The sequence below is a fragment of the Herbaspirillum sp. GW822-FHT03A08 genome (genome assembly GCF_058801885.1).
Window position 1 is genome coordinate 683393 of the sequence record NZ_JBXANR010000002.1, and the last position, 13010, is coordinate 696402.

16 protein-coding genes are annotated in these 13010 nt (G+C 59.0%); all 16 read left to right on the forward strand.

Annotated elements, in window-relative coordinates; translation table 11 throughout:
* Positions 1-259 precede the first annotated feature (259 nt).
* The 16 genes from AC1RN6_RS08195 (at position 260) to hisH (ending at position 13006) form a co-directional block, all read left to right on the forward strand.
* Entirely contained in the window at positions 260-1063 is an 804-nt protein-coding gene (locus AC1RN6_RS08195; RefSeq protein ID WP_493004460.1) for an ABC transporter ATP-binding protein, read from the forward strand.
* A complete protein-coding gene (gene mlaE / locus AC1RN6_RS08200; RefSeq protein ID WP_493004462.1) occupies positions 1060-1839 on the forward strand; it encodes a lipid asymmetry maintenance ABC transporter permease subunit MlaE in 780 nt (259 codons plus the stop codon). The genes AC1RN6_RS08195 and mlaE overlap by 4 nt, the downstream gene beginning before the upstream one ends.
* A gap of 127 nt (positions 1840-1966) precedes the next feature.
* Entirely contained in the window at positions 1967-2443 is a 477-nt protein-coding gene (gene mlaD / locus AC1RN6_RS08205; RefSeq protein WP_493004464.1) for an outer membrane lipid asymmetry maintenance protein MlaD, read from the forward strand.
* Complete coding sequence (locus AC1RN6_RS08210; RefSeq protein ID WP_094562490.1) at positions 2440-3153, forward strand: MlaA family lipoprotein; 714 nt, start codon at positions 2440-2442, stop codon at positions 3151-3153. Before mlaD ends, AC1RN6_RS08210 begins: the two co-directional genes overlap by 4 nt.
* 193 nt (positions 3154-3346) lie before the next feature.
* Positions 3347-3982, forward strand: a complete 636-nt coding sequence (locus AC1RN6_RS08215) for an MlaC/ttg2D family ABC transporter substrate-binding protein (RefSeq protein ID WP_493004466.1) — start codon at positions 3347-3349, stop codon at positions 3980-3982.
* 35 nt (positions 3983-4017) lie between these two features.
* Positions 4018-4302, forward strand: coding sequence for an STAS domain-containing protein (locus AC1RN6_RS08220; protein ID WP_493004468.1), 285 nt, complete (start codon positions 4018-4020; stop codon positions 4300-4302).
* A gap of 197 nt (positions 4303-4499) precedes the next feature.
* Positions 4500-5411, forward strand: coding sequence for an ABC transporter ATP-binding protein (locus AC1RN6_RS08225; RefSeq protein ID WP_050476463.1), 912 nt, complete (start codon positions 4500-4502; stop codon positions 5409-5411).
* Positions 5408-6172 carry an ABC transporter permease gene (locus AC1RN6_RS08230; protein ID WP_493004470.1) on the forward strand — a complete coding sequence of 255 codons (765 nt, stop codon included), beginning with the start codon at positions 5408-5410 and terminating at the stop codon, positions 6170-6172. The genes AC1RN6_RS08225 and AC1RN6_RS08230 overlap by 4 nt, the downstream gene beginning before the upstream one ends.
* A gap of 46 nt (positions 6173-6218) precedes the next feature.
* Positions 6219-6455 carry a BolA family protein gene (locus AC1RN6_RS08235; protein WP_050476633.1) on the forward strand — a complete coding sequence of 79 codons (237 nt, stop codon included), beginning with the start codon at positions 6219-6221 and terminating at the stop codon, positions 6453-6455.
* 14 nt (positions 6456-6469) lie between these two features.
* Positions 6470-7720, forward strand: coding sequence for a UDP-N-acetylglucosamine 1-carboxyvinyltransferase (gene murA, locus AC1RN6_RS08240; RefSeq protein WP_493004472.1), 1251 nt, complete (start codon positions 6470-6472; stop codon positions 7718-7720).
* Between the two features lie 27 nt (positions 7721-7747).
* Positions 7748-8401, forward strand: coding sequence for an ATP phosphoribosyltransferase (hisG, locus tag AC1RN6_RS08245; protein WP_050476466.1), 654 nt, complete (start codon positions 7748-7750; stop codon positions 8399-8401).
* Between the two features lie 69 nt (positions 8402-8470).
* Positions 8471-9784, forward strand: a complete 1314-nt coding sequence (gene hisD / locus AC1RN6_RS08250; protein WP_493004474.1) for a histidinol dehydrogenase — start codon at positions 8471-8473, stop codon at positions 9782-9784.
* Between the two features lie 28 nt (positions 9785-9812).
* The gene (locus AC1RN6_RS08255; RefSeq protein ID WP_493004476.1) at positions 9813-10604 is read left to right on the forward strand and encodes a DNA-methyltransferase; all 792 of its coding nucleotides are present in this window, start codon (positions 9813-9815) and stop codon (positions 10602-10604) included.
* Positions 10585-11688, forward strand: a complete 1104-nt coding sequence (gene hisC, locus AC1RN6_RS08260) for a histidinol-phosphate transaminase (protein WP_493004477.1) — start codon at positions 10585-10587, stop codon at positions 11686-11688. The genes AC1RN6_RS08255 and hisC overlap by 20 nt, the downstream gene beginning before the upstream one ends.
* A 19-nt stretch (positions 11689-11707) precedes the next feature.
* Positions 11708-12304 (forward strand): imidazoleglycerol-phosphate dehydratase HisB, encoded by a 597-nt coding sequence (hisB, locus tag AC1RN6_RS08265; protein WP_094562500.1) that lies wholly within the window; start codon positions 11708-11710, stop codon positions 12302-12304.
* Between the two features lie 63 nt (positions 12305-12367).
* Positions 12368-13006 (forward strand): imidazole glycerol phosphate synthase subunit HisH, encoded by a 639-nt coding sequence (gene hisH, locus AC1RN6_RS08270; protein ID WP_493004479.1) that lies wholly within the window; start codon positions 12368-12370, stop codon positions 13004-13006.
* Positions 13007-13010 lie beyond the last annotated feature (4 nt).

A 13010-nucleotide genomic window follows, 5' to 3' on the forward strand; every position in this document is an offset into this window, starting at 1 on the left:
CTATAGCTTTAGGCGCGGTTTGGCCGTCGACGGGCGACAGCTTTTGCAAGGCGCGGGCGATGGTCGGGGAATTTGCCAAAAACATGGCAAGAATGCCGCAACGCACCAGGATTGGTGCGTTGAAGTGTTTCCAATTTGTTTCTGTGTGTTAAAAGACCGGTCTGGCGTTGGTTTGTATTTACACTCGCTATGGCCCGGTCAAAAGCAATTGTTCTTTTTGCTCTACAATGTCGCCTTTGGAGAATTCTTGGTATCCGTCTTGCCTAACATCGTAGAAATCCGAGACTTACACTTTGGTTATGGGGACCGTCCGATCTTGTCGGGCCTCCGCATGGACTTCCCGCGTGGAAAAGTGATCGCCGTCATGGGCGGTTCCGGTTCCGGTAAAACCACGATCCTGCGTCTGATCGGCGGCCAGTTGCGGCCGCAATCGGGCAGCCTGACCGTGGACGACCAAAATGTACCAGACCTGAATACTTCCGGCCTCTATCTGCTGCGCCGCAAGATGGGCATGCTGTTTCAAAATGGCGCCCTGTTTACCGATATGACGGTGTTCGACAACGTCGCCTTTCCGCTGCATGAACATACCAATCTGCCGGAAGAGCTGATCCGCGATCTGGTGCTGCTCAAACTCAATGCGGTCGGCCTGCGCAATGCCGCTCGCCTGAAGCCTGCTGAGATTTCCGGCGGCATGGCGCGCCGTGTGGCGCTGGCGCGCGCCATCGCGCTGGACCCGGCGCTGATCATGTACGACGAGCCGTTCGCCGGCCTCGATCCGATTTCCATGGGCGTGACCGCCAACCTGATTCGCAAGCTCAACGATGCGCTCGGCTCGACTTCAATCCTGGTGTCGCACGACGTCAATGAGTCGTTCGGGATCGCCGATTACGTCTACTTCCTGTCGGAAGGCAAAATCGTGGCGCAAGGCACGCCCGACGAGATGCGCGCTTCGCAGGATCCTTACGTCAAGCAATTCGTGCACGCCGAGGCTGATGGCCCGGTGCCGTTTCACTATCCGGGCCGCTCGCTGGCAGAGGACGTCGGGCTGGGAGGGCAGCAATGATTCTCGATTTCTTCGCTGCAATCGGCCGCACGCTGCGCGAGTTCGTGCTTGGACTCGGTTTTGCCGCGCGCATGTTCTGGACGGTGGTGCGTTCGTCCGGCGGCCTGTGGCGCCGTCCGCGCCTGATCACCGATCAGATCCACTTCATCGGCAACTATTCGCTGGTGATCATTGCAGTCTCCGGCTTGTTCGTCGGTTTCGTGCTGGGTTTGCAGGGTTACTACACGCTGAACAAATACGGTTCCGAACAGGCGCTGGGCTTGCTGGTGGCCTTGTCGCTGACGCGTGAGCTCGGCCCGGTGGTAACGGCTTTGCTGTTCGCCGGTCGCGCCGGCACGTCGCTGACAGCGGAAATCGGTTTGATGAAGGCGGGCGAGCAACTCTCCGCGATGGAAATGATGGCAGTCGATCCTTTGCAGCGCGTGATTGCACCGCGGTTCTGGGCGGGTGTTGTTGCCATGCCCGTACTGGCGGCGATTTTTAGTGCTGTCGGTGTGATCGGTGGTTATATTGTTGGTGTGCTCATGATCGGCGTTGACGAAGGTGCATTCTGGTCGCAGATGCAGGGCGGCGTGGATGTGTGGAACGACATTGCCAACGGCGTGCTCAAGAGCGTGGTTTTCGGTATTGCGGTAACCTTTGTTGCTCTCTATCAAGGATATGAGGCCAAGCCGACGCCTGAAGGCGTTGCGCGGGCAACGACGCGCACCGTGGTGATTGCGTCGCTGATGGTGCTGGGATTGGACTTCTTGCTGACGGCGCTGATGTTCAGCTAAGCAGGCAGTCAACGAGTTGGACGAGTTTGAATAAGCGAGAGGGCAAGTCTGCAACGAGTTCGTCATGAACTGTAACTTCATGAACTCCGCATCGCAGGCTTCGGATTGATTTTTAGGATGGCAGGTTATGCAACGTAAAACATTGGACGTGTGGGTGGGTTTGTTTGTCTTGCTGGGCGCGGCAGCCTTGATTTTTCTGGCGCTGAAGGCCGGCAACATGAGCTCGTTCTCGTTCAGCCAGAAGACTTATGCAATCACGACCAAGTTCGACAACATCGGCGGCCTGAAGGCGCGCGCAGCGGTCAAGAGCGCCGGCGTCGTGGTGGGTCGCGTTGATTCCATCAAGTTCGACGACAAGACATTTCAGGCAGTGGTGACGCTCAATATGGACGAGCGCTACCAGTTCCCAAAGGATAGTTCAGCCAAGATCCTGACTTCAGGTCTGCTTGGCGAGCAATACATCGGTATCGAGCCGGGGGGTGATGTAAAAAACCTGGCGACAGGCGACACGATCAAGCTGACGCAATCGGCGATCGTGCTGGAGAACCTGATCAGCCAGTTCTTATATAGCAAGGCAGCAGAGGGAAAGGATAATTCAAAATGAAATACGCAGCTCGCATCAGTACGCTGGCCATGGTTGCCGCGCTCAGTGGTTGCGCAACTTCCAACAACCCGAACGACCCGCTTGAAGGTTTCAACCGCGCGATGTTCAGTTTCAACGATACCGTCGACAAGGTGGCATTGAAGCCTGCCGCGCAGGCGTATCAATTTGTTCTGCCTGAGTTCGTGCAGACCGGTATCGGCAATTTCTTCGGCAACATCGGCGACCTGTGGTCGGCCGTGAATCAGATCCTGCAAGGCCGTGTTGAAACCGGCGTGACCAGCTTCATGCGCGTCGCCGTCAATACGACTTTCGGTCTGGGCGGTGTGCTCGACGTCAGTACCGAAGCACGCCTGACCAAGCAGAAGTCCGACTTCGGCCAGACGCTGGGCAAGTGGGGCGTAGGCTCCGGTCCTTACGTCGTGCTGCCGCTGCTGGGCCCGTCGACGATTCGCGATACCGCTGCGCTGCCTGCTGATTTCTACGGCGACCTGTGGAGCTACAAGAAACCGGTGCGCTGGCGTAACGTCGGCTCCGTGGTGCGCGTGATCGACAAGCGCGCGCAACTGCTGGATGCTTCCAACCTGCTGGAAGATGCCGCTCTGGACAAGTACGACTTCGTTCGCGATACGTATCTGCAAAGCCGCCAGTCGCAGATCGACGGCAACAAGGATGACGGCAAGTCCAGCAAGGAAGAAGTCATCAAGCCGTAACCGCAGGATATCAGCAACACTGCTGGCTTGACCGGGCGCTGCAAATGCGCCCGGCGTCACTTGAAAAACCGGAGAATGTCACCAAGTTGTATCTCCGGTATCCGTTTGGAACCGGCAATGCCTTGCCGGCTCCAATGATGGCAAAGTGGTCGCCGTGGTTGGCGCAACCAGTTAATGAATGGATCTACAGACTATGAACATGCTCTCTAAATTATTGGCAATTGCCCTGTCGGTGTCCGCACTGACATTCGCTTCCACCGCCTCTGCGCAAGAAGCGCCGGACGCCCTGGTCAAGCGCATCAGCGACGACGTGCTGAACACCGCCAAGACCGACAAGGACATCCAGGCAGGCAACATCAGCCGTATCGTTGCACTGGTTGAAGAAAAAATCCTGCCTTACGTTGACTCCGAGCGGATGACTTCGCTGGCAGCCGGCCGCTACTGGCGTCAGGCGACACCGGAACAGCAAAAACAGCTGATCACCGAATTCCGCAGCCTGCTTATTTACACCTACTCCGGCGCGCTGTCGCAAGTACGTGATCAGAAAATCGAATACAAGCCATTGCGCGCTGACCCGGCGGACACCGAAGTCGAAGTCCGCTCGCAAGTGATCCAGTCGCGCGGCGAACCGATCCAGCTGAGCTATCGCCTCGAAAAACTGGCCTCCGGCTGGAAGCTGTATGACGTCAACGTCATGGGTGCATGGCTGGTGGAAGCCTACAAGGGCACTTTCCAAAGCGAAATCACCAAGAGCGGTATCGATGGCCTGATCAAGAGCCTGTCGGACAAGAACAAGCAGCTGGCTGCGCGTTCTTCCGCCAAGAAGTAGTCGTCAAAATACAGTAATCCACAGGAAACCTTGCCATGTTCAAACCAGGCGCCACACTGACCGTCGACAACGCCACCGCCACGCTGGCGGCAGGCTTGCAAGCAATTGCAGGCGGCCAGTCGGCGATCGACCTGAGTGGCGTGGCGACGGTGGATTCGTCCGCCGTGGCGACCTTGCTGGCCTGGCAGCGCGCGGCAAAACAGAAAGGCCTGGCTTTGCAGTTCGGCGTCCTGCCGGCCAATCTGCAAAGTCTGGTCGACCTGTACGGAGCTGCCTCCCTGCTGGGCGCGCCGACGTCGGCCTCAGACCGACATCACTGATCCCCTTCCCGTTGTCATCGGGCCATCAGGCCGGTAGTAAGCGTTCCCCTTCAGCGTTCCTCTTTGCTTTGCCGTTCCGGCTGCAAGATCGGAAATCCCCTATAATCCAACGTTTCGCCGCACCGAGTGTTGCCTTGATGTAAAAGGCTTGCGGCATGTTTTGTTTCCTCACCGTGTCCTAAAAGCGCACCAAAAAAATGGCTGCTCTACAGATTAACAATGTCGAAAAACGCTACCAGTCGCTGCAAGCGCTGGGCGGTGTTTCGCTCTCTATCGAAGAGGGTGAGTTTTTCGGCCTGCTGGGTCCCAACGGGGCCGGCAAAACCACGCTGATTTCCATCGTGGCGGGGTTGAATCGTGCTGATTCCGGCTCGGTCACCATCCACGGGCATGACGTCGTCAGCGATTATCGTGCCGCGCGCACCAAGCTCGGCGTGGTGCCGCAGGAATTGGTGTTCGATCCATTCTTCACCGTGCGCGAGACTTTGCGCATGCAGTCGGGCTATTTCGGCCTGAAGAACAACGACAAGTGGATCGACGAGGTGATGGATAACCTCGATCTGACCAACAAGGCCGATACCAACATGCGCGCCTTGTCCGGCGGCATGAAGCGCCGCGTGCTGGTGGCTCAGGCGCTGGTGCACAAGCCGCCCGTGATCGTGCTCGACGAGCCGACCGCCGGCGTGGACGTTGAACTGCGCCAGACCTTGTGGAAGTTCATCGGCCGCCTGAATCGCGAAGGCCACACCATCGTCCTGACCACGCACTACCTGGAAGAAGCGCAGGCGCTGTGCAACCGCATCGCGATGCTGAAACTCGGCAAGGTAGTGGCGCTGGACTCAACCGATGCGCTGATCAAGCGTATTTCCGGTTCGCAACTGGTGTTGCGTCTGAAGTCGGGCGGCTTGCCTGACAGCCTCCGTCCGCTGGTGACGCATCCCGAAGAATTGTTGTCGGGCGTGAAATACACCCTGCGCGTGAACGACTACAACGACGTCGAGCCGATTCTGTCGGCGCTGCGTCAGGGCGGCGCCGTCATCGACGACATGCAGCTGCAACAGGCCGATCTGGAAGACGTCTTCATCCAGATCATGGAAGGTGCCAAATGACCGGTTTTCAAACTCTGTTTTACAAAGAAGTGTTGCGTTTCTGGAAAGTCGCAACACAGACCGTGACTGCGCCGATCATGACGGCCATGCTGTATCTGCTGATCTTCGGCCACGTGCTGCAGGATCGCGTGCAGGTCTATCCGGGCGTGCAATATACCGGCTTCCTGGTGCCCGGGCTGGTGATGATGAGCGTGTTGCAGAACGCATTCGCCAACAGCTCGTCGTCGCTGATCCAGTCCAAGATCACCGGCAATCTGGTGTTCGTGCTGCTGACCCCGCTGTCGCATTGGGAAATGTTCGGCGGATACGTGCTGGCGGCAGTCGTGCGCGGCCTGATCGTCGGCGCCGGCGTGTTTGTGGTGACGGCCTGGTTCGGCCATCTGAGTTTCGTCGCGCCGTGGTGGATCGTGATCTTTGCGTTACTGGGCGCCGCCATCCTCGGCACCATGGGTCTGGTGGCGGGTATCTGGGCCGAGAAGTTCGACCAGCTGGCGGCGTTCCAGAATTTCCTGATCGTGCCGCTGACCTTCCTGGCGGGCGTGTTCTATTCAATCCATTCGCTACCGCCATTCTGGCAAACGGTCTCGCATTTCAACCCGTTTTTTTATATGATCGATGGCTTCCGCTACGGCTTCTTCGGACAGTCCGATATCGACCCGATGATCAGCCTCACCATCGTCGCCGTTTTCTTCGTCGTGCTGGCGACCCTGGCGGTACGCATGCTGAAGAGCGGCTACAAATTGCGCACCGGCGCACACTGACGGTCAAGGCCGTTTGCATATTGATTACCTAGTGAAGAGCCGCATCATGCTACCCACACCTGAACTCGTTAAAAATTACATCGCTGCCGGCCTTGCTTGCTCGCACCTCGAAGTCGAAGGCGACGGCCAGCACTTTACCGCCGTGATCGTGTCCGATGCCTTTACCGGCAAGCGCCTGATCCAGCGTCATCAGTTGGTTTACGCGGCGCTCGGCGACCGCATGCGCGAGGAAATTCACGCTCTGTCGATGAAGACCCTCACTCCCGAAGAATTTCAGAAATAAGGCCTAGCTTTTTCATGGACAAGCTTTTAATCCGCGGCGGCAATCGCCTCTCCGGCGATGTCGTCATTTCCGGCGCCAAGAACGCCGCGCTGCCTATCCTGTGCGCCGGTCTGCTGACCGCCGACACGCTGAACCTGTCGAATGTCCCGAACCTGCAGGACGTGACCACGATCCTCAAGCTGATGCGCCAGATGGGCTTGCGCGCAGAGCAGAATGATCACAGCGTCACCCTCAACGGCGGCGACATCACCAAGCTGGAAGCGCCGTACGAACTGGTCAAGACCATGCGCGCCTCGATTCTGGTGCTGGGTCCGTTGCTGGCGCGTTTCGGCGAAGCCAAGGTCTCGCTGCCGGGCGGCTGCGCCATCGGTTCGCGTCCGGTCGATCAGCACATCAAGGGCCTGCAAGCCATGGGCGCCGAGATCACCATCGACGCCGGCTATATCTATGCCAAGGCCAAGCGCCTCAAGGGCACGCGCATCGTCACCGACATGATCACCGTCACCGGCACGGAAAACCTGCTGATGGCAGCCGTGCTGGCCGACGGCGAGACCGTGCTGGAAAACGCCGCGCGCGAACCTGAAGTCAGCGATCTTGCGCACCTGCTGGTAGCCATGGGCGCCAAGATCGAAGGCATCGGCAGCGACCGCCTGGTGATCCAGGGCGTCGACAAACTGCACGGCGCATCGCACACCGTGATTGCCGACCGTATCGAAACCGGCACCTTCCTGTGCGCGGTGGCGGCAGTCGGCGGCGACGTCACACTCAAGAACACCCGCAGCAGCCTGCTCGATGCTGCGCTGGACAAGCTGCGTGAAGCCGGCGCGATCCTGACTTCCGGCGAGGACTGGATCCGCGTCCAAATGGCGCGCCGCCCAAAAGCGGTCAGCTTCCGCACCACCGAATATCCTGGCTTCCCAACCGATATGCAGGCGCAATTCATGGCGCTGAACTGCATCGCCGAAGGCACCAGCCACGTGACTGAAACGATTTTCGAAAACCGTTTCATGCACGTGCAGGAATTGAACCGTCTGGGTGCGGCCATCGACATCGAAGGCAACACCGCGATCGTCAAGGGCGTCGAGAAATTCGTCGGCGCGCCGGTGATGGCCACCGATCTGCGCGCATCGGCCTCGCTGGTGATTGCCGGTCTGGCGGCGCAAGGCGAGACCCTGATCGAACGCATCTATCACCTCGACCGTGGTTACGACCGCATGGAAAATAAATTGTCGTCGATCGGTGCCAAGATCGAACGCGTTAAATAATCAGCTGCAATTCAGCCGTACAAAAAAATGACTCAGCAACTCACCCTCGCACTGTCCAAAGGACGCATCTTCGAAGAAACGCTGCCGCTGCTCAAAGCCGCCGGCATCGAAGTCACCGAAGATCCCGAGACCTCGCGCAAACTGATCCTGCCGACCAATGATCCGGCCGTGCGTGTGATCATCGTGCGTGCCTCGGACGTGCCGACTTACGTGCAATACGGCGCCGCCGATTTCGGCGTGGCCGGCAAGGACGTGTTGCTGGAACATGGCGGCGAAGGCTTGTATCAGCCGATCGACCTGAACATCGCCAAGTGCCGCCTGTCGGTCGCGGTGCAGGACGGTTTCGACTACGCCAGCGCGGTGCGCCAGGGTGCGCGTCTGCGCGTGGTCACCAAATACGTCAAGACCGCGCGCGAGCATTTCGCCTCCAAGGGCGTACACGTCGATCTGATCAAGCTGTACGGTTCGATGGAGCTGGGCCCGCTGGTCGGCCTGTCCGACGCTATCGTCGACCTCGTCAGCACCGGCGGCACCTTGCGCGCCAACAAGCTGGTCGAAGTCGAACACATCATGGAAATTTCGTCGCGCCTGGTCGTGAATCAGGCGGCGCTGAAATTGAAACGCGAACGTCTGCAACCGATTCTGGAAGCATTCGAAAAAGCCTCGCAGGCAAATGCGTAAGTACGCATAAGTACGCATCAATACACATACACCAGCAGCAAGATCGAACGTCAGCAGCAAAGGCACATCATGGGCATAGCCATCCGAAAACTCGATTCCACCGAAGCCGGCTTCAAGCAGAAGCTGTCGGCCGTCCTCGCCTTTGAAGCCAGCGAAGACGAAGCCATCGATCGCGCTGCTGCCGGTATCCTGGCTGACGTCAAGGCGCGTGGAGATGCTGCCGTGCTGGAATACACCAACCGTTTCGATCGGCTCACTGCCACTGGCGTTGCCGCACTGGAAATCGGTCAGGACGAGCTGATGCAGGCGCTGGCAGGTTTGCCGGCTGCGCGTCGGGATGCTTTGCAAACTGCCGCCGACCGCGTGCGCGCTTATCACGAGCGCCAGAAGAAAGAATGCGGCTCCGACGGTTTCCTCTATACCGAAGCCGACGGTACCGTACTGGGGCAAAAAGTCACGCCGCTTGATCGCGTCGGCATTTACGTACCGGGAGGCAAGGCAGCCTATCCGTCGTCGGTATTGATGAACGCGATTCCGGCCAAGGTTGCAGGTGTGCAGGAAGTCATCATGGTCGTGCCGACACCGGACGGCGTGAAGAATGAACTGGTGCTGGCTGCTGCTGCAATCGCCGGTGTGGACCGCGTGTTCACCATCGGCGGCGCGCAAGCCGTCGGCGCACTGGCGTACGGCACCGGCACCATTCCGCAAGTCGACAAGATCGTCGGTCCTGGCAATGCCTACGTTGCCGCCGCCAAGCGCCGTGTGTTCGGTACGGTCGGCATCGACATGATCGCCGGTCCTTCGGAGATCCTCGTGATCTGCGACGGCAGCACCGATCCCGACTGGATCGCCATGGATTTGTTCTCGCAGGCCGAGCACGACGAGCTGGCGCAATCCATTCTGCTGTGCCCGGATGCGGACTACATCGCCAAGGTCGAAGCCAGCATCAACAAACAACTCGACGCCATGCCGCGCAAGGACGTGATCCGCACCTCGCTGACCGATCGCGGCGCGCTGATCAAAGTGCGTGATATGGACGAAGCCTGCGAGATCGCCAACATGATCGCCGCCGAGCATCTGGAAATTTCCGCCGAGCAGCCGCAGCAATGGGCAGACAAGATTCGTCACGCCGGGGCGATGTTCCTTGGTCGCTTCTCGTCGGAGTCGCTGGGCGACTATTGCGCCGGTCCGAATCACGTGTTGCCGACTTCGCGCACCGCGCGCTTCTCGTCGCCGCTGGGCGTCTACGATTTCCAGAAGCGTTCCAGCATCATTCAGGTCAGCGAAGCAGGTGCTCAGACACTGGGCAAGGTCGCTGCAGAGCTGGCATACGGCGAAGGCCTGCAGGCGCACGCGCGTTCTGCGGAGTACCGACTCAAATGACAACGCGCTGCGTTGAGCCAGGCCTGCGATGAGCTGGCTCGACCGCGTTTTTTGCGAAGATGCGCTGGACGGCCTGGCGCGCATTCCCGACGGCCAGATCGATCTGCTGATCGCGGATCCGCCTTACGGTCTCGGCAAGGACTACGGCAACGACTCCGACAAGCTCGACACTGACGCTTATCTGGCATGGACCGAGCAGTGGATCACTGCCGCCGTTCCCAAGCTCAAGCCGAACGGCAGCCTCTATATTTTTTTGACGTGGCGTTACTCGCCGGAAATTTTCGTCATGCTCAAGCGCCGTTTGACCATGCTCAACGAAATCATCTGGGACCGCCGCGTGCCGTCGATGGGCGGCAGCACCCGCAAGTATTCGTCGGTGCACGACACTATCGGCTTCTTTGCGCGCGCCAAAGATTATTACTTCGACCTCGACGCGATTCGTATTCCTTACGATGCCGAAACCAAGAAGGCGCGCTCGCGCTCGATTTTCGTCGGCGCCAAGTGGCTGGAAATGGGCTATAACCCGAAGGATGTCTGGAGCGTGTCGCGCCTGCACCGCGAACACAAGGAGCGCGCCGATCATCCGACGCAGAAGCCGCTGGAAATCGTCGAGCGCATGATCAAGGCATCCTGTCCGCCGGGCGGCGTAGTGCTGGACCCTTTCATGGGCAGCGGTACGACGGCGGTGGCGGCAAGACGCTGCGGCCGCCGGTTTGTCGGCTTTGAACTGAACCCGGCCTATTGCGCGCTGATTGAGCAGCGTGTGGCCGGCCTCGATTCCACATCAGCACAGACCTCCAATGAGCAAGTCACTGGTTGAACGCATCATCCGCGCCGACGTGCGCGCGCTGTCGGCTTACCCGGTGCCGGACGCCGCCGGCTTCGTCAAACTCGACGCGATGGAAAACCCCTACACCTTGCCGCAGGCTTTGCGCGCGGAGCTGGGGCAGCGTCTGGCCGATGTCGCGCTGAATCGCTATCCGGTGCCGTCCTACACGCAACTGAAAGCCAAGCTGTGCCGCCACATGGGTGTGCCGGCAGGTTTCGACGTGCTGCTGGGCAATGGTTCGGACGAGTTGATTTCCATCGTGTCGGTGGCCTGCGCCACAGCGGGCGCCAAGGTGCTGGCACCGGAGCCGGGTTTCGTGATGTACGGCGTGTCGGCGAAGTTTGCCGGTCTCGACTATATCGGCGTGCCGCTCAAGGCGGACTTCACGCTGGATCTCGACGCCATGCTGGCGGCGATCGCAGAATATCAGCCGGCCATTACCTATCTCGCCTATCCGAACAATCCGACCGGCACGCTGTATGGCGCCGGCGATATGGAAGCGATCCTGCGCGCCGTCGGCGACAGCGGCATCGTGGTGGTTGACGAGGCATACCAGCCGTTCGCGCAAGAGAGCTTCATGCCGCGCTTGCCGGAATTCAACAATCTGGTGGTCATGCGCACCGTCTCCAAGCTCGGGCTGGCCGGCATCCGTCTCGGTTACATGGCTGCGAGCGCCGCCTTGTTGCAGGAATTCGACAAGGTGCGTCCTCCTTACAATATCAATGTGCTGACTCAGACCGCGGCGGAGTTCGTACTCGACCACACCGCCGAGCTGGACCGCCAGGCGGCGGCGCTGCGCAGTGCGCGCAGCGATCTGGCGGCGGCGATTTCTGCCGTCGGCGCTATTGAAGTTTTCCCTTCCGCAGCCAATTTCTTACTGATTCGGATGGCAAATGCGGATAAAGTGTTTGCAGGACTGCTGCAACGTAAGGTATTAGTCAAAAATGCCGGTAAAATGCATCCATTGCTGCAAAATTGCCTGAGAGTCAACGTCAGCACACCCGAAGAGAATGCCTCGTTCCTGGTTGCCCTGAAAGAATCGCTTCAGGAGCTCAGCCGGGAATCACTTTTGTAATGTCTGTTTTACCCTGATCATGTCAACTCCACGAACTGCAGAAGTCGTCCGCAACACCAACGAGACGCAAATTCGCGTCGCGATCAATCTGGATGGCACCGGCCAGCAAAAGCTGGACACCGGTGTGCCTTTTCTCGATCACATGCTGGACCAGATCGCGCGCCATGGTTTGATCGACCTCGACATCCAGGCCAAGGGCGACCTGCACATCGATGCGCATCACACCGTGGAAGATGTCGGCATCACGCTGGGCCAGGCTTTCGCCAAAGCCATCGGCGACAAGAAAGGTATCCGTCGCTACGGCCACGCCTACGTGCCGCTGGACGAAGCGCTGTCGCGCGTGGTCATCGATTTCTCCGGCCGTCCCGGTCTGGAATATCACATCCCCTTTACACGCTCGATGATCGGCGGCTTTGACGTCGATCTGACCAGCGAATTCTTCCATGGCTTTGTCAATCATGCGCAGGTCACGCTGCATATCGACAACTTGCGCGGCATCAATGCGCACCATCAATGCGAAACCGTATTCAAGGCTTTCGGACGTGCATTGCGCATGGCCATCGAGCTTGACTCGCGCGCGGCAGGAACGATTCCTTCCACCAAAGGCAGTCTGTAATGTGAGCTGGCCGGCGGAGTTGCTTTCGCCGTCCGCACTTTCTGTGCTTTTGCATTTTTTGATATGAATAAAATTGTTGTAGTGGATTATGGGATGGGCAATCTGCGCTCGGTCGCGCAAGCCCTGCGTCATGTCGCGCCTGAAGCCGATGTGCGTATTTCCGGAGAAGTCGCCGATATCCAGTCGGCCGACCGCGTCGTGCTGCCGGGTCAGGGCGCTATGCCGGACTGCATGCGCTGCCTGCGCGAGTCCGGTTTGCAGGAGGCCGTAATCGCCGCGTCGCGCAGTAAACCTTTGTTCGGCGTCTGCGTCGGCGAGCAAATGTTGTTCGACTGGAGCGAAGAAGGCGATACGCCGGGACTCGGTTTGTTGCCGGGCAAGGTGGTGCGCTTCCAGCTCGACGGCCAGACACAGGACGACGGCTCGCGTTTCAAGGTGCCGCAGATGGGCTGGAACCGCGTACACCAGAAAGTCGCGCATCCGCTCTGGGACGGCATTGACGAGCAGGCTTACTTCTATTTTGTGCACAGCTATTACGCGCAACCGGGCGAATCGGCTCACACCGTGGGCGAGACTGTTTACGGCGAACCGTTCGCCTGTGCCGTCGCCCGCGATAATATTTTTGCAACGCAATTCCATCCGGAAAAAAGTGCCTCTGCGGGTTTGCAGCTGTACCGGAATTTCGTACACTGGAAACCTTGATTTT